General features: G+C 71.4%; 16 protein-coding genes and 2 pseudogenes. 7 read left to right on the forward strand and 11 right to left on the reverse strand.

The window, feature by feature from the left end:
• The 3 genes and pseudogenes from ASG32_RS34875 to groES form a co-directional block, all read right to left on the reverse strand.
• A pseudogene (locus ASG32_RS34875) lies at positions 1-492 on the reverse strand (TCP-1/cpn60 chaperonin family protein); the annotation flags it as partial.
• A 1-nt stretch (position 493) separates the two neighbouring features.
• Positions 494-805: pseudogene (locus tag ASG32_RS32085) on the reverse strand (TCP-1/cpn60 chaperonin family protein); the annotation flags it as partial.
• Positions 806-876: 71 nt separating this feature from the next.
• Positions 877-1167 (reverse strand): co-chaperone GroES, encoded by a 291-nt coding sequence (groES, locus tag ASG32_RS02755; RefSeq protein WP_020093567.1) that lies wholly within the window; start codon positions 1165-1167, stop codon positions 877-879.
• A gap of 211 nt (positions 1168-1378) precedes the next feature.
• Here groES and ASG32_RS02760 point away from each other — a divergent pair, with 211 nt between their 5' ends.
• Together ASG32_RS02760 and ASG32_RS02765 are read left to right on the forward strand one after the other, a co-directional pair.
• Positions 1379-2365, forward strand: a complete 987-nt coding sequence (locus ASG32_RS02760) for a CorA family divalent cation transporter (RefSeq protein WP_056522355.1) — start codon at positions 1379-1381, stop codon at positions 2363-2365.
• Between the two features lie 208 nt (positions 2366-2573).
• Positions 2574-4034: a PAS domain-containing methyl-accepting chemotaxis protein gene (locus ASG32_RS02765; protein WP_056522359.1), complete on the forward strand. Its 1461-nt coding sequence runs from the start codon at positions 2574-2576 to the stop codon at positions 4032-4034.
• Between the two features lie 9 nt (positions 4035-4043).
• On the opposite strand, the gene pdeM is transcribed toward ASG32_RS02765, so the two are convergent.
• The 3 genes from pdeM to ASG32_RS02780 are packed head-to-tail and all read right to left on the reverse strand — an operon-like array spanning position 4044 to position 8349.
• On the reverse strand, positions 4044-4757 hold the full coding sequence (gene pdeM, locus ASG32_RS02770; protein ID WP_056522362.1) for a ligase-associated DNA damage response endonuclease PdeM: 714 nt from the start codon (positions 4755-4757) through the stop codon (positions 4044-4046).
• 41 nt (positions 4758-4798) lie between these two features.
• Positions 4799-7396 carry a ligase-associated DNA damage response DEXH box helicase gene (locus ASG32_RS02775; protein WP_056522695.1) on the reverse strand — a complete coding sequence of 866 codons (2598 nt, stop codon included), beginning with the start codon at positions 7394-7396 and terminating at the stop codon, positions 4799-4801.
• Positions 7393-8349 carry an alpha/beta hydrolase gene (locus tag ASG32_RS02780; protein WP_056522365.1) on the reverse strand — a complete coding sequence of 319 codons (957 nt, stop codon included), beginning with the start codon at positions 8347-8349 and terminating at the stop codon, positions 7393-7395. The genes ASG32_RS02775 and ASG32_RS02780 overlap by 4 nt, the downstream gene beginning before the upstream one ends.
• A gap of 276 nt (positions 8350-8625) precedes the next feature.
• On the opposite strand from ASG32_RS02780, the gene ASG32_RS02785 reads away from it, so the two are divergent.
• Both ASG32_RS02785 and ASG32_RS02790 read left to right on the forward strand, forming a co-directional pair.
• The gene (locus ASG32_RS02785) at positions 8626-8979 is read left to right on the forward strand and encodes a DUF6460 domain-containing protein (protein WP_020093561.1); all 354 of its coding nucleotides are present in this window, start codon (positions 8626-8628) and stop codon (positions 8977-8979) included.
• A 142-nt stretch (positions 8980-9121) separates the two neighbouring features.
• On the forward strand, positions 9122-10486 hold the full coding sequence (locus tag ASG32_RS02790; RefSeq protein WP_056522367.1) for an MATE family efflux transporter: 1365 nt from the start codon (positions 9122-9124) through the stop codon (positions 10484-10486).
• A 29-nt stretch (positions 10487-10515) separates the two neighbouring features.
• Here the strand turns inward: ASG32_RS02790 and ASG32_RS02795 are convergent, their stop codons facing one another.
• Complete coding sequence (locus ASG32_RS02795) at positions 10516-10857, reverse strand: YMGG-like glycine zipper-containing protein (protein WP_026604994.1); 342 nt, start codon at positions 10855-10857, stop codon at positions 10516-10518.
• Positions 10858-11072: 215 nt separating this feature from the next.
• On the opposite strand from ASG32_RS02795, the gene ASG32_RS02800 reads away from it, so the two are divergent.
• Positions 11073-11966 carry a CoA ester lyase gene (locus ASG32_RS02800; protein WP_020093558.1) on the forward strand — a complete coding sequence of 298 codons (894 nt, stop codon included), beginning with the start codon at positions 11073-11075 and terminating at the stop codon, positions 11964-11966.
• 78 nt (positions 11967-12044) lie between these two features.
• Here ASG32_RS02800 and ASG32_RS02805 read toward each other — a convergent pair whose 3' ends face one another.
• From ASG32_RS02805 to ASG32_RS02820, 4 genes are all read right to left on the reverse strand, one after another.
• Positions 12045-12341: a hypothetical protein gene (locus ASG32_RS02805; RefSeq protein WP_056522370.1), complete on the reverse strand. Its 297-nt coding sequence runs from the start codon at positions 12339-12341 to the stop codon at positions 12045-12047.
• The gene (locus ASG32_RS02810; protein WP_056522373.1) at positions 12338-14635 is read right to left on the reverse strand and encodes an FdhF/YdeP family oxidoreductase; all 2298 of its coding nucleotides are present in this window, start codon (positions 14633-14635) and stop codon (positions 12338-12340) included. Before ASG32_RS02810 ends, ASG32_RS02805 begins: the two co-directional genes overlap by 4 nt.
• A gap of 258 nt (positions 14636-14893) precedes the next feature.
• Entirely contained in the window at positions 14894-15970 is a 1077-nt protein-coding gene (locus ASG32_RS02815; protein WP_056522376.1) for a quinone-dependent dihydroorotate dehydrogenase, read from the reverse strand.
• Positions 15967-16317, reverse strand: coding sequence for a DUF952 domain-containing protein (locus tag ASG32_RS02820; RefSeq protein ID WP_056522380.1), 351 nt, complete (start codon positions 16315-16317; stop codon positions 15967-15969). The genes ASG32_RS02815 and ASG32_RS02820 overlap by 4 nt, the downstream gene beginning before the upstream one ends.
• A gap of 316 nt (positions 16318-16633) precedes the next feature.
• Here ASG32_RS02820 and ASG32_RS02825 point away from each other — a divergent pair, with 316 nt between their 5' ends.
• Both ASG32_RS02825 and ASG32_RS02830 read left to right on the forward strand, forming a co-directional pair.
• A complete protein-coding gene (locus ASG32_RS02825) occupies positions 16634-17266 on the forward strand; it encodes a helix-turn-helix transcriptional regulator (protein ID WP_012317556.1) in 633 nt (210 codons plus the stop codon).
• Positions 17267-17398: 132 nt separating this feature from the next.
• On the forward strand, positions 17399-18496 hold the full coding sequence (locus ASG32_RS02830; RefSeq protein ID WP_056522383.1) for an ATP-binding protein: 1098 nt from the start codon (positions 17399-17401) through the stop codon (positions 18494-18496).
• The last annotated feature ends 93 nt before the right edge of the window (positions 18497-18589 follow it).

Here is an 18589-nt window from a genome sequence, read left to right on the forward strand (position 1 = left end):
CTTGGCCTCCTCGACCGTGATCACGCCCTCGTTGCCCACCTTCTGCATGGCGTGGGCGATCATCTCGCCGATCTCCTTGTCGCCGTTGGCGGAGATCGTGCCGACCTGGGCGACCTCGTCGGAGGTCGAGACCTTCTTGGCGCGCGCGATGATGTCCTTGACGGCCGCCTGGGTGGCGAGGTCGATGCCGCGCTTCAGGTCCATCGGGTTGATGCCGGCGGCGACGTACTTGGCGCCCTCGCGGACGATGGCCTGGGCCAGCACGGTCGCGGTGGTGGTGCCGTCACCCGCGATGTCGTTGGTCTTCGAGGCCACTTCGCGCACCATCTGGGCGCCCATGTTCTCGAACTTGTCGGCGAGCTCGATCTCCTTGGCGACCGTCACACCGTCCTTGGTGATGCGCGGGGCGCCGAAGCTCTTCTCGATCACGACGTTGCGGCCCTTCGGGCCGAGCGTCACCTTCACCGCGTCGGCGAGGATGTCGACGCCGCGNCGCAGGCGCTCGGCCAGGTGTCGCTGCCAGCACGGTCGCGGTGGTGGTGCCGTCACCCGCGATGTCGTTGGTCTTCGAGGCCACTTCGCGCACCATCTGGGCGCCCATGTTCTCGAACTTGTCGGCGAGCTCGATCTCCTTCGCGACCGTCACACCGTCCTTGGTGATGCGCGGGGCGCCGAAGCTCTTCTCGATCACGACGTTGCGGCCCTTCGGGCCGAGCGTCACCTTCACCGCGTCGGCGAGGATGTCGACGCCGCGCAGCATCTTATCGCGGGCGTCGGCGGAGAAACGAACGTCTTTCGCTGCCATTGTGTGCCTCTTAGCTGGTTGTTGAACCCCAAGGCCGGGACGGCCTCAAAGGGCGATGGCGGGTGACCCGATCAGGCGGCGACGACGCCCATGATGTCGGATTCCTTCATGATCAGGAGGTCCTGACCGTCGATCTTGACCTCGGTGCCGGACCACTTGCCGAACAGGACGCGGTCGCCAGCCTTCACGTCGAGCGCGTTGACGCGGCCGGCCTCGTCGCGGGCGCCGGGACCGACGGCGACGACCTCGCCCTCCTGCGGCTTCTCCTTGGCGGTGTCCGGGATGATGATGCCGCCCTTGGTCTTCTCTTCGCCTTCGATGCGACGGACGACCACGCGGTCGTGCAGCGGACGGAACTTCATGAGCTGCCCTCTTGCTTCAGGTCTTGAGTTGGCGTTGATGCGGCCGGCGGGACCGCTCGCAAACTCGACTGTTAGCACTCTGTCTCGGCGAGTGCCAAAGACGGCCGCGAGATAGGCGCGGGCGGGTTCCGAGTCAAGGCTGTCGCACCCCCGCGCGACGGTGCGATGACGCGCCGGCGGCCCCGTTCCCCCTCATGGATAACGCGCTCTCATGCTGAGCCTGCACGGACCCGAAGGCCCGGTGGCGCTGCGACCCGGCGGCCCGATCGCGCGCGACACCGTGTGGCTCGACCTGAACGACCCCACGCCGGAAGAGGCCGCGGCGGTCGAGGCCGCGACCGGCCTGCGGGTGCCGTCGCGGGCGGCGCTCTCGGAGGTCGAGACGTCGAGCCGCCTGCGCCGCGTGAAGGGCGGCCTCTCGCTCTCGACCCCGATGATCACGTTCGAGCAGAGCGCGTCGCAGCTGAAGCCGCTGGGCTTCCTGCTGACCAAGGATCACCTCGTCACGATCCGCTTCCACGACCTGCGCGCCATCGAGGCGTCCGCGAAGCGTGTCGCCGACGGCGACGGCAGCACGACGCCGAGCGAGATCTTCCTCGTCGTGCTGGAGGAACTGGTCGACAGCCTCGCCGACGCCCTCGAGGATATGGGCTCCGAGCTCGACACGCTCTCGACCCGCATCTTTGACTTCGACGTCCGCGGTGCCGAGCGGCGGCGCCTGGAGAGCCCGCCGCCCCGGCGCCGCGACCTCGCCCTGCGCCGGATCCTGCGGGGCATCAGCAACCGCGGGAAGGTTCTGGGCAAGATCCGGTCGAGTCTGCTCGGGCTCGAACGGATCATCCCGTTCGTCGCCGCGGCCTGCGACAGCCTCGGCCTGCCGGAGGATGCGCGCTTCGAGACGATCAAGCGGGACATCGAATCCCTCGACGAGTTCGAGACGCGGCTCGCCGAGAACGTGCAGTTCCTGCTCGACGCGGCCCTCGGCCTGATCACCATCGAGCAGAACAACGTCTTCCGCGTCCTCACCGTCGTCTCGGTGGTCGGCGTCCCGCCGACGCTGATCGCGTCGATCTACGGCATGAATTTCAAGCACATGCCCGAGCTGGATTGGGCGCTCGGATATCCCTACGCGCTCGGCCTGATCCTCATCAGCGCGGTCGCGCCGATCGTATACTTTCGCATGCGCGGCTGGTTCTGATATTCGTAAGTATGCTTCGGCCCTGACTGAGTTTATATTTGAATGCAATCTCGACGATGGCGTCGGTCCGGTTACGGACGCACAGAGGGCGCGGCGCTCCAAGCATTCGATTTCCGTCAGGCAACTCTTAAACTGGACGAATGCCAGAATAAGGGATTCATTAACGCTGTGAGGCTACACCCCACGGCGGGGGAACGCGAGCCGTACCATGTTCAATCGCACTGTTTTCAATGAAGCCCAGGCCAAGATCGACGCGCTCGACCGCTCGCTGGCGATCATCGAGTTCTCGATGGACGGAACGGTCCTTCACGCGAACGAGAACTTCCTGCGATTGATGAAATACGGCCTCAGCGACGTCCGGAACCGCCATCACCGCATCTTCGTGGACAAGAGCTACGCCGAGTCCGCCGATTACGCGGCGTTCTGGAGCAAGCTGAAGGACGGCCAGTACGTCACGGGCGAGTTCCTGCGCCTCGACAAGGAGGGCGACTCGGTCTGGCTCGAGGCGACGTACAATCCTGTCCTCGACGCGCGCGGCAAGCCGATCAAGGTCGTCAAGTTCGCCGCGGACATCTCGGCGAAGAAGAAGGAGATCAACCGGCTCCTGACGATGATAGACAACGTTCCGGTGGCGGTCATGACGGCCGATCTGAAGGACAACTTCAAGATCGACTACATGAACGCCACGTCGCGCAAGACCCTCGGCACGATCGACCAGCACCTGCCGGTGAAGGTCGACGACATGCTCGGCCGCTCGTTCGACATCTTCCACAAGAACCCCAGCCACCAGCGCACGATGCTGGCCGACGCGAGCCGGCTGCCGCACAGCACCAAGATCAAGGTCGGGCCCGAGACCCTCAACCTGCGGGTCACGGCCGTGAACGACGAGAAGGGGCAGTACCTCGGTCCGATGCTGACTTGGGCGGTGGTCACCGCGCAGGTGAACATGGAGACCGACGTCAAGCGGGTCGTCGAGGCCGTCGGCTCCGCCATCCAGGAAATGCAGAGCTCGGCCGTGGGCCTGATGCAGTCGGCCGAGTCCGCGCGCCACAAGGCGTCGTCGGTCGCGTCGAACTCCGAGCAGATGAACGGCGCGATCCAGGAAATCTCCGGCCAGGTCGGGCGGGTCTCGGAGCGCGCGCAGCAGATCGCCGCCCAGGCTGGGACCACCGACGCGACCATGCGCCAGCTCGCCGAGAACGCCCGCAAGGTCGACGCGGTGGTGGGCATGATCAAGTCGATCGCCGACCAGACCAACCTGCTCGCCCTGAACGCCACCATCGAGGCGGCCCGCGCGGGCGCCGCCGGGCGCGGCTTCGCCGTGGTGGCCTCCGAGGTGAAGGCGCTCGCCGAGCAGACCGCCAAGGCGACCGGCGAGATCACGCAGCAGGTCTCGGCGATCCAGAGCGCGACTGGCGAGGCCGTCGGCGCCATCGAGATGATCACGGCTGCGGTGGACGAACTGTCCAAGCTCACCCTGGCGATGGCGAGCGCCGTCGAGGAGCAGGCGGTCTCGACCCACGAGATGGCGGGCAATATCGGCGGCGTCTCCGAGGCCGCCAACGCCACCGGTCAGCTCGCCCAGGCGGTCCAGGGCATCGCCGAGAGCCTCGCCGGCCACTCGACGAGCCTGTCGGAGAGCGTGATCCGGTTCATGAAGACGGCCTGATCGGGCGACTCAGTCCCGGGCGAGCTGCGCCCGGCCGATGGCGAAGACCCGCCCGTCCCCGAGGAGATGGGCGGTGAAGCCGTCGGGGAACAGGCTCTCGATCGCCCGGTCGCGGACGTTCAGGCCGCCGGCGTAGGCGCCGAAGGCCGGCATGACGAGGCGGGTGCCGTCCGTGACGAAGCAGCGGCGGCGCACCGCCCGCCCGCGCATCGCCACCTTTCCGCAGGGATGGAGGTGGCCGGCGATCTCGCCGGGCACGGGCTCCGGGCTCGGCTCGTGGCGCAGGACGAGGCCGCCGAGCGTCAGCGCGTCCGCGTAGGGGCCGCCGACGCCCTCGTTCACGGCCGCGTCGTGGTTGCCGGCGATCCAGACCCAGTCCCGCCCTTCCTGCAGGGCCGCCACCAGGGCGCGGTCGCCCGGCTCCATGCGCTCGGGACCGCGGGCGTCGTGGAAGGAATCGCCCAGCGCCACCACCCGGGCCGGATCGTGCCGCACCACCGCCTCGTGCAGGCAGGCGAGCGTCTCCCGGGTGTCGTAGGGCGGCAGGAACTGGCCGGAGCGGGCCGCGTAGGACGAGCCCTTCTCCAAGTGGAGATCGGACACGATCAGCGTCCGGTGCTCCGGCAGCCAGAGGCCGCCGCACAGGTCCAGCACCAGCGTCTCGCCCGCGAGCTGCAAGGTGGGGTGCTTGGGAGTCTTCTCGAGTCTCAGGCCGGCCGCCAAGATCGCATCCTCGGTGTCGTCGGGGGAGGGCGGATCGACGGTCAGGACAGAGCCTCTTGGAGAAGCTCTGCCTCGGCCTCGGCCAGGATCTCGTCGGCGCCCTCGCCGTAGACCCGCTCGCGCCCGATCTCGAGCATCACGGACACGGAGAGCGGCGAGACCCGGTCGAGAGACCTGTGGATGATTCGCCCCTGGATGCGCTCTAGCATCATGCCGAGGCGCCTCACGTCGAGGAGTCCGGTTGCCGCATCCTGCCGCGCGGCCCGCAGCAGCAGGTGGTCGGGCTGGTGCTTGCGCAGCACGTCGTAGATCAGGTCGGTCGAGATCGTGACCTGCCGGCCGGACTTCTTCTGTCCCGGGTGATGGCGCTCGATCAGGCCCGCGATCACCGCGCATTGGCGGAAGGTGCGCTTCATCATCGCCGATTCGTCGAGCCACGCCTCAAGATCGTCACCCAGCATGTCGACGGCGAAGAGGTCGCCGATGAAGTCCGGATCGATCGCGGCGCGCTCCGAGACGTCGCGGGTCGACCAGATCGCGATGCCGTAATCGTTGGCCGCGAAGCCGAGCGGGCGCAGGCCGGAACGCTCCAGCCGCCGGGTCAGCAGCATGCCCAGCGTCTGGTGGGCGAGGCGGCCCTCGAACGGGAAGGCGGTGAGATAGTAGCGCTTGCCGCGCGGAAAGGTCTCGACGAGAAGGTCGCGCTCGCCCGGCAGGACAGAGCGGCGGCGCTGCTGCAGCAGGTAGGCGCCGATCTGCTCGGGCAGGCGGTCCCACGCGAACGGGTCGGCGATCAGCGCCCGGACCCGGGCGGCCAGGAAGGTCGAGAGCGGAAACTTCGCGCCCGCGTAGGACGGGATCGCCGGGTCGGTGCCGGGCGGCGCGCGGGTGACGAGGCACTCGTCCTCGGCAAGCCCCTCGAAGCGCAGGGTCTCGCCGGCGAACAGGAACGTGTCGCCCACCGTCAGCGTCTCGGCGAACTCGTCCTCGATCTCCCCGAGCACGCGGCCGGTCTTCGGCAGCACCGTGCCGGGCTTGCCGCGCAGGGTCCGGCCGAGGCGGACCTTCACCCGGGCCGCCTCCACGATGGTGCCGACATTCATCCGGTAGGCCTGGGCGGTGCGGGCGTCGCGCACCCGCCAGAGTCCGTCCGGCCCGCGCAGGATCTTGGCGAAGCGCTCGTAGGCGCGCAGCGCGTAGCCGCCGGTGGCGACGTAATCGACCACCTGCTCGAACGATTCCCAGGTCAGGCCGGCGTAGGGCGCCGCCGAGACGATCTCGTCGTAGAGGTCGAGGGGATCGAAGGCGTCAGCGCAGGCCATGCCGAGGACGTGCTGGGCGAGGACGTCGAGGGCGCCCTGGCGGGCGTCCGGCGTGTCCTGGGCGGCCTCCTCGACAGCGTCCAGCGCCGCCTGGCACTCCAGCATCTCGAAACGGTTGCCCGGGACGAGGTAGGCCTTCGAGGGCTCGTCCATGCGGTGGTTGGCCCGGCCGATCCGCTGCATGATGCGGCTCGCCCCCTTCGGCGCGCCGACATTGACCACGAGGTCGACGTCGCCCCAGTCGATCCCGAGGTCGAGGGTCGCGGTGCAGACGATCGCCCGGAGCTGGCCCGCCGCCATCGCGGCCTCGACCCGGCGGCGCTGCTGGGCGTCGAGCGAGCCGTGGTGGATCGCGATCGGCAGGGCGTCGTCGTTGAGCCGCCACAGCTCCTGGAACGTGTACTCGGCCTGGAGGCGGGTGTTCACGAAGACCAGCGTGGTCCGGTGCTCGCGGATGAGGTCGTAGATCGCCGGCATCGAGTGCCACGCGGTGTGGCCGGAGATCGGCAGCGCCCGGCCGAGATCGAGCATGCGCAGGTCCGCCTTCGCGCCGCCGGCGACGGTGACGAGATCGGCCATGGGCGGCGCGACGCGCTCCCCGTCCCGTCCGGGAGAGGGTCGGGGTGGGGGAGGAGACGCGTCAGGACTGGACGCGCCGTCCCCGCGCGCGGCGGGAGGAGAGGGAAGCGGCCCCTGCGGCACCAGGTACTTCCGCAGCTCGTCCGGTTCCCGCACCGTGGCGGAGAGCCCGATCGCCGCGAGGCCGGGGCTCAGCCGGTGCAACCGCGCCAGCGCCAGGGACAGCAAGTCGCCGCGCTTCGAGGTCACCAGCGCGTGCAGCTCGTCGAGCACCACGCAGCGCAATCCGGAGAAGAATTCCGCCGCCTCGCGATGGGCGATCAGCAGCGCCAGCTGCTCGGGCGTGGTCAGCAGGATGTCCGGCGGCCGGCTGACCTGGCGGGTGCGCTTGTGGGCCGGGGTGTCGCCGGTGCGGGTCTCGACGCGCACCGGCAGCGCCATCTCGGCGATCGGCGCGTCGAGGTTGCGGGCGATGTCGACCGCGAGCGCCTTCAGGGGCGAGACGTAGAGGGTGTGGAGGCCCGCCGCCTTCCGCTGGGGGCCACGCTCGGCGAGGGCCACGAGGCTCGGCAGGAAGCCGGCCAGCGTCTTGCCGGCCCCGGTCGGCGCCACCAGCAGGGCAGAGCGGCCGGCGCCGGCGATCCGCAGGAGATCGAGCTGGTGCGATCGGGGCGCCCAGCCGCGCCCGGCGAACCAGGCGCGGAACCGCTCCGGCAGGATCTCGGACGGGTCGCTCAGGCGAGCGCCATCAGGAAGCGGTCGATCAGCTCCAGCGCCCGCTCGCTCATCGGGCTCGGGTAGCGGGCGAAGACGTGGCAGCCGCCGGGATAGATCGCCGTGTGGCCGCCATTGCCCGCCGCCGCCCAGCGCGCCGACATGTACAGCGTGTCGTCGAGGAGTGGGTCGGCGGTGCCGATGGTGAACAGGGCCGGCGGCAGACCCTTCAGGTCGGCGTAGATCGGCGACACGTCCGGCCGGCGCCGGTCGATGCCCTCGCGGACGTAGCCGTCGGCGAACTTGGTCAGGTCGCGGGTGTTCACGACCAGCCGCTCCTCGCCCCAGTTCCGCACGGACGGTGTGAGGCCGAGATCGAAGAAGCCGGCGTTGAGGTTGGCCCCCCGGAAGGCCCGCGGCAGGTTGTGCTTGTCGCGCAGCCGGAGGAGCACCATCACGGCGAGGTGCGCCCCCACCGACTCGCCGCCGATGGTCAGCGCGTGGATGCCGAGCTCGGTCTTGCCCGGACCGGCCAGCCACAGGGCCGCGGCCTCGCAGTCGAGCAGCGCCGCCGGATAGGGGTGCTCGGGGGCGAGGCGGTACTCGACCGACAGGGCGACGAAGCCGCAGGTGTCGGCGATGCGCTCCAGCCAGGGATCCTGCTCGTCCGCGGAGCCCCAGACCCAGCCACCGCGGTGGATGTGCAGGTAGGCGCCGCGCAGCTTCGTGCCGGGCTTGGGTCGGACCACGCGGAGCTTGAGCGGGCCGCCGGGCCCGTCGATCGTCAGCCACTCGGCCCGGGCGCTGTGCGGCATGGCGGGGGCCGCCTTGGTGCCCAGACGGCGCCGCTCGCGCACCTCGGCGATCGGCAGCGACCAGGGATCGGGCAGCGCGGCGTGCGCCGCGACGATCTCCGCATTGAGCCGGAGCGTCTCGGGATCGATCGTCGCCGGGTCGAACAGGGCGTGGTCGATCATCGTGCGTATGGTCCCGTCGGCACTCAGAGCCTCTCACACCAATTCCCGATTCCCGGGAGTTCTCCCTTTGGCCGAGGCCGCGCCGCGAGAGTCCCGCGGCGTAGTCCACCCCGTCCGGCATCTTGGCGCGCGCGACGCCGCTTGCCATCTGCACGGCGCGCGAGAAACCCGCCAACGCCTGATCCGCGCTCGGGTTTCGACGCGGTGTGGTGTGCCGGTCACGGTTCCGCCCGCTTCGTCGCCGATCCGAGGGCCCTGAGGCTTCACGAGGACGCAATGCTCGTCGATCACGACCGGCGCCGGCAAGGTTATCAGCAGGGCGCCCCGCCGAACGCCCCCTACGGCGCGGACAGCTACCGGTCGCGCCCCTCCGCCCTGCGGCGGTTCCTCGGCGGCTCGCCGGCCGGCGTGTTCCTGCGGCTCCTGTTCCTGTCGGTGCTGGTCGGCGCCTTCATGTCGATGCTCGGCCTGACGCCGGGGCGGCTGTTCTGGCACGTCTACGATTCGGCGCGGGCGCTGGTGGAGGTCGGGCTGGCGTCGCTCCACGATTTCGGCGGCTGGATCGTCGCCGGGGCGATCGTGGTCGTGCCGCTCTGGCTGATCGCGCGCCTGTTCGCCGTCTCCCGCTGACGAAGTTCGGGGCCGATCCGGCCCGGTCGCGCCCCGACGGCCCGGCGCGCCGGGGGTTCGGGCAGATCGGCCGCCCGCCATCGCAACCCGCCGATGCGATCAGCCCGCTTTGCGCGGAGGGCGCGGCTACTTAGCGTGCGGCATGATTCACACCGTCGCCAGCTCGGGCCGTCCGACGAACCGCCGCGTCCTGGCCCTGGCGCTGCCCATGACGATCGCCAACGTGACGACGCCGATGCTCGGCTTCGTCGGCGCGGCGGTGATCGGGCGGCTCGGCGACGCGGCGCTGCTCGGCGCCATCGCCCTCGGCGCGGTGATCTTCGACGCGATCTTCTGGTCGTTCGGGGCGCTCCGCATGGCGACCGCCGGCCTGACCGCGCAGGCGGTCGGCGGACGCGACGACGCCGAGGTCGACCGCATCCTGGCGCGGGCGCTGGCGGCGGGCGCCCTGATCGGGCTCGTCCTGGTGGCCCTGCAGGGGCCCCTCGCGCAGCTCGCCTTCGCGATCAGCGGGGCGAGCGCGGCGGTGATCGCCGGTCTCGCGACCTACTTCCACATCCGCATCCTGTCCGCGCCCTTCGTGCTGGCGAGCTACGGCGTGCTCGGCTCGGTCCTGGGGCGCGGGCGCACCGATCTCGGCCTGCTGCTGCAGGTCGCCATCAACCTGACCAACGTCGCGCTGACGCTCATTCTGGTCCTGGGATTCGGCCTGGGCCTCGCCGGCGCGGCGCTGGCGACCCTCGGCGCCGAGGCGCTCGGGCTCGGCCTCGGGCTGATCCTCCTGGCGCGGCTCGGCTCCCGGCCCTTCCGGGTGCCGCTGCGCGACCTCCGCGACGCCGCGGCGCTCCGCCGGACGCTCAGCGTCAACGGCGACGTCATCCTGCGGACGCTCGCGCTGATCACCGGCATCGTGCTGTTCTCGGCGCTGGGCGCCCGGCAGGGCGACGTGGTCCTGGCCGCGAACTCGGTCCTGTGGAATCTCTTCCTGATCGGCGGTTTCTTCCTCGACGGCTTCGCCACGGCGGCCGAGACCCTGTGCGGCCAGGCCGTCGGCGCCCGGGACCGGGAGGCGTTCGACGCGGCCGCCGCCCTGAGCCTGCGCTGGTGCCTCGGCTTCGGCCTCGCAGTCAGTCTTGTGTCGCTGGCGGGCGGCCCGGCCTTCATCGATGCCGTGACCACGAACGGGCCGGTGCGCGAGGCGGCCCGGTCCTACCTCGTCCTCGCCGCCCTGGCGCCGCTCGCCGCCGCGGCGCCCTTCGCGTATGACGGGATCTATATCGGCGCGACCTGGACGCGGGCGATGCGCAACCTGATGGTGTGCGCGCTCGCCGCCTACTGCGCGATCCTCGCGCTCGTCGAGAGCCTGGGCTTCGGCAATACCGGGCTGTGGCTGGCCTTCGTGAGCTTCCTGGGCGCCCGGGGCCTCGGACAGGCGATCGCGTTCCCGCGCCTCGCCCGGGACACGTTCCGGACGCCGGCCGCGGCCGCCCTCGAACCGGCGGCCTAGGCGGCACCCGCGCGCGACCTCGAGACGTGCTAGCGCGGATCCTTCCAAGTGGTGGGCTGGGCCGGCGGCGCGGCGCGGGCCACGGAGCCGGTGGTCCGCGGTACGGCGGCCTCCGCCCGCCGCGGGTAGGACCGGCGCGGGGCCGCGTAGCCGTAGCGGCGTCCCCGGCGGACGTGCCGGCGCCCGCGCTCCGACGAGTTCCCCACGAAGCCGCCGACCACGGCCCCCGCGACGGCGCCGATCGGGCCGCCGACCAGCGCCCCCGCGACCGCACCGGAGCCGACGCCGAGGGTGGTCCGGCTCTGGGCCCGGGCCGCCTCAGGTGCCGCCAATGTCCCGAGCAAGGCGAGGGTGACCAAGACTTTGCGCATCGTAGAGATCCCGGACTTCGAGAATTGGTTTCGTCCGGCCTTTAAGCGGCGGAACATGACCAAACCGCGGCTTCGATCTGCGGAGAGACGGCGCGGTATCAAACCGCGCGGGGACTCACCCGCCCCGACCTTTAGGGTGTGGCGCGGCCAGGTTCGTGCTTTAGGGTGCAGCGCAACGACGGGAGGCCGCGCGACGGCCCAGGAGGGAGAAGCCGATGGCCACGACCACCGATCTGCGCCTGCGCCGCAGCGTGCTCTACATGCCCGGCTCGAACCAGCGGGCGCTCGACAAGGCCAAGTCCCTGCCGGTGGACAGCATCATCCTCGACCTCGAGGACGCCGTCGGCCCGGAGGAGAAGGAGCTCGCCCGCGATCAGGTCTGCGCCGCGGTGAAGAGCGGCGCCTACGGCAGCCGCGAGCTGGTCATCCGGGTCAACGCCCCGCAGACCCCGTGGGGCGAAGCGGATCTCCACGCCGCCATCGAGGCCGAGCCCGACGCGATCCTGATGCCGAAGGTCTCGTCCCCCGCCGTGCTGGAGAGCATCGCCGACCGGCTCGAATCCCTCGACGCGCCGGACGGAATCGCGATCTGGGCGATGATCGAGACCCCGGCCTCGATCCTCAACATCCAGGAGATCGCCCGGGCGAAGCGCGACCCGCGCAACCGGCTGACCTGCCTCGTGCTCGGCACCAACGACCTCGCCAAGGACACCTGGGCCAAGATCGTCCCCGGCCGCGTGCCGATGCTGCCCTGGATGATGATGGCGCTGGCCGCCGCGCGGGCGGAGGGGCTCGCGATCCTCGACGGCGTCTACAACGACATCGCCGACACAGAGGGCTGCCGCGACGAGTGCCGGCAGGCCCGGGACCTGGGCTTCGACGGCAAGACCCTGATCCACCCGACGCAGCTGGAGCCGGCCAACACGTCCTTCGCTCCGACCGAGGAGGAGGTGCGCCGCGCCAAGCTGGTGATCGAGGCGTTCGAGCGCCCGGAATACGCCAAGCGCGGCGCGATCAAGCTGGAGGGCCGGCTCTACGAGCGGCAGCATCTCGGCGTGAACCGGCGGGCGGTCACCTGGGCCGAGGCGATCAAGGCGAAGGGGTTCTGAGCGCGTCCGTCCTCGCCGGAGCGAAGCGATCCAGGGCAGCGCCACGCCCGAGTCTGTCGCGGTCCCTGGGTCACTTCGCTACGCGCGTGATGACGGCACCGACGGCCCTGAATCGGCGGTCGTGTAGCGCGTCCGCTGGGTGCGCCCGTCGCGGGCCGTGACGGCGACGAGGCCCGCCTCGTCCAGGCCCGAGAGGGCGCGCAGCACCAGGGCGTGCTCCACCCCGAAGGTGCGGGCGAAGGCGCGGCTGTCGCCCGGCAGGCCGAGGTCGAGCGCCGCCAGGAGGCCCGCCGCGAGCGGGTCGAGATCCGGGCGGGCGGCCGAAACCCGGTCGAGGGCGGCGACGAACGCCGCCTCGTCGGGCTCCGCGCTCACGCGGCCGCGCGCGCCTGCAGGGTGACCAGCACCGACTTGGAGGTCGGCGTGTCGCTCTTCTCGCCGTAGGTCGAGAGCGGCACGAGCACGTTCAGCTCCGGATAGTAGCCGGCCAGCGCCCCCCGCGGCATATCGAAGGGCACGAGGCGGAAATCTTCCGCCCGGCGGGTGATGCCGTCGTCGTGCGTGCCGACGACGTCGACCCGGTCGCCGAGCCGGTCGCGGATCTCCGCGAGGTCGTCCGGATGGGCGAAGATCACGCGGCGCTCGCCGTAGACGCCGCGGTAGCGGTCATCCAGGCCGTAGATCGTCGTGTTGTACTGGTCGTGGCTGCGGAAGGTCTGCAGCACGTAGGTGTCGCGCGTCTTCCGGGCGGCCTGGTGCTCGGTCTCGACCGGGAGGGCGTCGGCCGAGAAGGTGGCCCGGCCGGTCGCCGTCTCGAACACCCGCTCGGCGGCGAGGTTGCGCAGCATGAAGCCGCGCGGCTTGCGCACCCGGGTGTTGTAGCCGGTGAAGCCCGGGATCGTGGCGGCGATCGCCTCGCGGATCCGGTCGTAATCGGCGGCGAAGCCGGCCCAGTCGATGGCGGCGGAGCCGACGGTCGCCTGCGCCATGCCGGCGATGATGGCGATCTCGGAGCGCAGCTCCTTGGAGGCCGGCTTGTTGATGCCGCCCGACCCGTGGACCATGCTCATCGAATCCTCGACGGTCACGATCTGGATCTTGCCCTCGGCGCCCCGGTCGATCTCGGTGCGGCCCAGGCAGGGCAGCAGGTAGCCGACCGCACCGGGCACCAGATGGGCGTGGTTGAGCTTGGTGGCGATGTGCACGGTGAGCCGGCACGAGGCCAGCGCCTGCGCCACGACGGGCGTGTCGGGCGTCGCCCGCAGGAAGTTGCCGCCGAGCCCGATGAAGGCCTTCGCGGTGCCGTCGCGCATGGCCCGGATCGCCGCCAGGACGTTGTGGCCGTGCCGGCGCGGCATGGCGAGGCCGAAATGCTGCTCCAGGGAATCCAGGATGGCTGCGGACGGGCGCTCGTTGATGCCGACCGTGCGGTCGCCCTGCACGTTGGAATGGCCGCGTACCGGGCAGAGGCCCGCGCCGGCCCGGCCGATATGGCCGCGCAGGAACAGCAGGTTGGCGATCTCCCGGATCGTCGCCACCGAGTGGCGGTGCTGGGTCACGCCCATGGCCCAGGTCGCGATGACCCGCTGGGCGCCCAGATAGACGTCCGCCATCGCGGCGATCTCGTCCATGGTCAGGCCCGACTGGTCGAGGATCGCGTCCCAGGACGTCGCCTCGACGGCGGCGCGGTAGGCCTCGAGCCCGGCGGTGTGGTGCTCGAGGAAGGCGCGGTCGAGGAGCGAGGGCCGGCCCGCCGCCAGCGCCTCGGCGTCGCGGGCGAACACGACCTTGGCGATGCCCCGGAAGGCCGCCATGTCGCCGCCCGAGCGCGGCTGCAGGTAGTGGCTGGCGATGGGGCGGCTGGCGCCGCGCAGCATCTCGACGGTGTTCTGGGGGTCGGCGAAGCGCTCCAAGCCGCGCTCCCGGACCGGGTTCAGAACCACGACCTTGGCGCCGCGCTCGGCCGCCCGGCGCAGGTCGCCGAGCATCCGCGGGTGGTTGGTGCCGGGGTTCTGGCCGACGCAGAAGATCGCGTCCGCCTTCTCGAAATCCTCCAGCAGGACCGTGCCCTTGCCGATGCCGATCGCGTCGATCAGGGCGACGCCGCTCGCCTCGTGGCACATGTTCGAGCAGTCGGGGAAGTTGTTGGTCCCGTAGGCGCGGGCGAAGAGCTGGTACAGGTACGCCGCCTCGTTGGAGGCGCGGCCCGAGGTGTAGAACTCGGCCTGGTCCGGATGGTCGAGCCCGCGCAGGGTCGCGCCGATCTCCGCGAAGGCCTCGTCCCAGCTCACCGGCAGGTAGCGGTCGCTCGCAGCGTCGTACCGCATCGGGTGCGTCAGGCGGCCCTGGCCCTCCAGGGCGTAGTCGCTCCAGGTACGCAGCTCGGTCAGCGTGTGCTTGGCGAAGAAGGACGGCTTCGTGCGCTTGTCGGTGGCCTCCCAGGAGACCGCCTTCACGCCGTTCTCGCAGAACTCGAAGGACGAGCCGTGCTCCGGGTCGCCCCAGGCGCAGCCGGGGCAGTCGAACCCGTCGGGCTGGTTCGCCTTCAGCAGCGCGCGGGCGCCGGTGAGGGGCGCGCGGCTGCCGAGCAGGTGCTTGCCGCAGCTCTTCAGAGCACCCCAGCCGCCGGCGGCGGAGGAGCGCTTGGAAGACCCTTCAGACTGGGCCATGAACCGTCCTGGATTGGCTGACGCGATGTGTCTCGCAATCGCGAGATAAGCGCCTCTCCAGTCCCCTCACAATGGCGTGCCGGCGCAGGCCCCTCATGCACGGGGCACAGGCTAAGCTCCCGCTGTGCAAAGCCTTTCTAAACTGCGACCGCAAAAAATTTATCCGGCCCGGCCCCGTTCACGGGCCGCCGCGCCGTCGACGCAATCCGCGGCGGTGCGCGGCCGGCTGCGCCGCGCTACGGTCGCTCTCGCGCCCGCTCAATCCCCGCGGGCGAGATCGGCGGCGTCGCGCCCGACGGCGTGCCGGAGCGAGGCGATGCCGGCCTCGTTCATGCGCCGCAGGAGCCCGTCCTTGATGCGCCCGACGAGGCCCGGGCCCTCGTAGACCAGCGCCGAGTAGAGCTGCACGAGGCTCGCGCCGGCCCGGATTTTGGTCCAGGCGGCCTCGGCCGAGTCCACGCCGCCGACACCGATGAGCGGCAGCGCGTCCCCGACGCGCAGGCGCGTGTGGGCGAGCATCCGGGTCGCGGGACCGAAGAGCGGCCGCCCCGAGAGACCGCCGGTCTCCCGGGCGAGCCCCTGCTCGCGCAGGCTCGCCGGGCGGGCCACCGTCGTGTTGGACACGACGAGGGCCTGGACCCCGCGCCGCTGGGCCGTGGCACAGACCGCGTCGAGGGCGTCCAACGCCATGTCGGGGGCGATCTTCAGGAGGATCGCCGCGCCGGCACCTGCCGCGTCCCGGGCCTCGACCGTCCGGGCGAGCAGCTCGTCGAGGAAGGCCTCGCCCTGCAGGTCGCGCAGGCCCGGCGTGTTGGGCGAGGACACGTTGACCGTGACGAAGTCGACCAGCGGCGCCAGGGCGGCGGTGCAGGCGGCGTAGTCGGCGAGGCGGTCGGCGGACTCCTTGTTCGCACCGATGTTGACGCCGACGATCCCGGGCCGACCCTTCCGGGCGCGCAGCCGATCGGCCACGACCTCCAGCCCCTCGCTGTTGAGCCCGAAGCGGTTGATCACCGCGCCGTCGGCGGCGAGCCGGAACACCCGCGGCCGCGGGTTGCCGGGCTGGGGCCGCGGCACGACCCCGCCCACCTCGACGAAGCCGAAGCCGAGGCCCAGCAGCGCGTCGGGAACGCGCGCGCCCTTGTCGAAGCCGGCCGCGAGGCCGACCGGGTTGGGAAAGCGGCGGCCGAGCAGGTCGACGGCGAGGCGCGGGTCGTCCGTCGGCCGCGGCCCCGCGGGCAGGAGCGCCAGGGCGGCGAGGGTCAGGTCGTGCGCGCGCTCCGCGTCGAGGCGGTGCAGCAGCGGCCGGACGAGGGGGAAGGCGGCCGCGATCATGCCGGCAGGATCCCGGCCGGGAAGGCGTGCCGGCCGTCGGCGCCCAGCGGCATATCGTCCACCGCGACCACGGCGGAGAGCGGCAGCGGGCCGTAGAGATGCGGGAACAGGTCGCCGCCGCGAGAGGGCTCGTAGCGCAGGCCGTCGCCGAGGGCGTCGGCCTCGACCGCGACGAGGAGCAGGTCGTCCTGCCCGGCGAAGTGCCGGGCCGCCGTCTCGGCGACCTGGCCGGCCGTCGAGAAGTGGATGAAGCCGTCCTGATGATCGATCGGCGCGCCCGTGAACCGGCCCGCGGCCTCGGCCTCGCGCCACAGGGCACGCGGACAGATCTTGTAGATGAGCGGCATCGAAGCTCCCCGGAAACGACGCTGCGATAGAGCCGCCGGGCGCCAGCCGCAACCGCGGGGCGTCGGGCCTGATTCGAGGAGCGATTGCAATCTGCCGCCCGTAGTTCTACTTTCCTACGACTAGGCTGGACGTCACACAGCACCGTCCGGACCGGCAGAGCGGATCCGGAAAGCAGATTGTCAAGTATCTCCGCGCGTACCCGGCGGGTGTCGAACGGACCCGGCGGGCGAACCGTCTCCGTGCCTCCGAGGCAGCCGGATCCCGGCTGGTGAGACGGGGGTGCCGGCCCGCTCAGGCTGAGCTTCCGAGCCCGCTATGCTGTCGCACGAGCAGATCTGGAACGCCATCGACCGGCTCGCCGAGCGCCACGGCTACTCGGCCTCGGGCCTCGCCCGCCGCGCCGGCCTCGACGCGACCAGCTTCAACCGGTCGAAGCGCGTGGGCGCCGACGGCCGCAAGCGCTGGCCGTCCACCGAATCCGTGTCGAAGGTCCTGGCCGCCACCGGCTCGAGCCTCGACGAGTTCCTGCGGCTCATCGAGGCCCGCGAGATCCCCGCCCGCACGATGGTGCCGCTGATCGGCCTGACCCAGGCCGGGGCCGGCCGCCTGTTCACCGACGAGGGCATGCCCACCGGGGGCGCCGGCTGGGAGGAGATCGAGTTTCCGGATCTCGGCGAGGAGCGGGCCTTCGCGCTGGAGATCCAGGGCGATTCCATGCTGCCGCTGTTCCGGGACGGCGACGTCCTGATCGTGTCGCCGACGGCCAGCGTGCGCAAGGGCGACCGCGTCGTGGTCCGCCTGCACGGCGGCGAGGTCCTGGCCAAGGAGCTGCGGCGGCGTACCGCCCGGACCGTGGAACTGGCCTCCCTGAACCCCGAGCACGAGGACCGGGTCCTCAATCTCGGCGAGGTGGCCTGGATGGCCCGGGTGATGTGGGTGCGCCAGTAGACGGTGCCCGGACGGGTCGGCACGCCGTTCGACGCGCGGATCCTCCCGCGGATCCACGCTTGGCCGTGAGGCCGTTCATCGCTATCGCTGGCCCGTCGCGGACCTTCCGCATCCGCTGAGCGCGAACGCAGCATGGCGCAGCCCGGGACGGATCACAGCGCGGCCGAAGGCGGGTCGCTGGCGGACGAGGCCCGCGCGCTCCTCGACGCGCTGCCGACGCCCAGCCTGGTGCTCGATCCGCAGGGCCGTGTCCGCCACGCCAATCCCGCCCTGGAGCGGATCGCCGGCTACCCGGCGGAGCGGCTCGTCGCGCAGGGACTCGACCTGATCCTGGCGCAGCGCACGGCGCCCCTCGACCCCGCCGGCACCGAGCCTCAGGAATTCCTGGCCAGCCGCGCGGACGGGACGAGCTTCTGGGCCCGCCTGGAGACGGCGGCCCTGCCCGGGACCCCGTTCCGCATCGGCCAGATCCGCGACGAGACGGCCCGGCGCGAGGCCGAGGGCGCGCTCGCGCTCTCCCGCCAGCGCGAGGCGCTGGGGCTCCTGACCAACAGCGTCGCCCACGAGTTCAACAATTTCCTGCAGATCCTGATCGGCTACATCGACGGGCTCAAGCGGCGGCTCGGGGACCGGCAGGAGCCGTTCGTCCAACGGGCGATCGCCCGCTCGGCCGACGCCACCGAGCGCGCGGCGATCCTGACCCGGCACCTGCTCGCCTATTCGCGCCGCATCGCGCCGGACGTCCGGTCGGTCGACCTCGACGCCATCGTGGCCGACCTCGCCTCCCGCCTCGAGCCCGACCTGCCGCCCGGGATCCGCCTCACCGTGGCGGCGACGCCGGGCCTGCCGCGGGCGATCAGCAATCCCACGCAGATCGAGTTCGCCCTGCGGCATCTCGTCGCCAATGCCTGCGAGGCGATGCCGTCGGGCGGGACGCTGACCCTGTCGACCTTCCGGGTGGATCCCGGCGACCGCTCCCTGCAGCAGCCGGGCCAGGGAAGCGTCGGGATCGCGGTCGGCGACACCGGGCAGGGCATGTCGCCCGAGATGCTCGCTCGGGCCCTGGCGCCGTTCCAGACCAGCCACGAGGCCGGACGCGGCGCGGGCCTCGCGATCGTCCACGGCCTCATGAAGCGGCAGAACGGGACCATCACCCTCGACAGCCGCAGCGGGGAGGGGACGCAGGTGCGCCTCTCCTTCCCGGCCGCCCCGGAGCGCACGCTCCACTAGAGCCGTGCCATTCACGCGATGGGCGCGACGGGCGGGCTCGGAATGCGCCGCGGCGATCCGGTGGAAAACGTCGCCCGGGCGACGGCGGCCAGG

The organism is Methylobacterium sp. Leaf361, assembly GCF_001424445.1.
In the GTDB taxonomy this organism is placed as follows: Bacteria; Pseudomonadota; Alphaproteobacteria; order Rhizobiales; family Beijerinckiaceae; genus Methylobacterium.

Coding starts and splice junctions, on each gene's coding strand:
- groES (WP_020093567.1), bottom strand. CDS start 1,167: ATGAAGTTCCGTCCGCTGCACGACCGCGTGGTCGTCCGTCGCATCGAA.
- ASG32_RS02760 (WP_056522355.1), top strand. CDS start 1,379: ATGCTGAGCCTGCACGGACCCGAAGGCCCGGTGGCGCTGCGACCCGGC.
- ASG32_RS02765 (WP_056522359.1), top strand. CDS start 2,574: ATGTTCAATCGCACTGTTTTCAATGAAGCCCAGGCCAAGATCGACGCG.
- ASG32_RS02780 (WP_056522365.1), bottom strand. CDS start 8,349: ATGATCGACCACGCCCTGTTCGACCCGGCGACGATCGATCCCGAGACG.
- ASG32_RS02785 (WP_020093561.1), top strand. CDS start 8,626: ATGCTCGTCGATCACGACCGGCGCCGGCAAGGTTATCAGCAGGGCGCC.
- ASG32_RS02790 (WP_056522367.1), top strand. CDS start 9,122: ATGATTCACACCGTCGCCAGCTCGGGCCGTCCGACGAACCGCCGCGTC.
- ASG32_RS02795 (WP_026604994.1), bottom strand. CDS start 10,857: ATGCGCAAAGTCTTGGTCACCCTCGCCTTGCTCGGGACATTGGCGGCA.
- ASG32_RS02800 (WP_020093558.1), top strand. CDS start 11,073: ATGGCCACGACCACCGATCTGCGCCTGCGCCGCAGCGTGCTCTACATG.
- ASG32_RS02810 (WP_056522373.1), bottom strand. CDS start 14,635: ATGGCCCAGTCTGAAGGGTCTTCCAAGCGCTCCTCCGCCGCCGGCGGC.
- ASG32_RS02815 (WP_056522376.1), bottom strand. CDS start 15,970: ATGATCGCGGCCGCCTTCCCCCTCGTCCGGCCGCTGCTGCACCGCCTC.
- ASG32_RS02820 (WP_056522380.1), bottom strand. CDS start 16,317: ATGCCGCTCATCTACAAGATCTGTCCGCGTGCCCTGTGGCGCGAGGCC.
- ASG32_RS02825 (WP_012317556.1), top strand. CDS start 16,634: ATGCTGTCGCACGAGCAGATCTGGAACGCCATCGACCGGCTCGCCGAG.
- ASG32_RS02830 (WP_056522383.1), top strand. CDS start 17,399: ATGGCGCAGCCCGGGACGGATCACAGCGCGGCCGAAGGCGGGTCGCTG.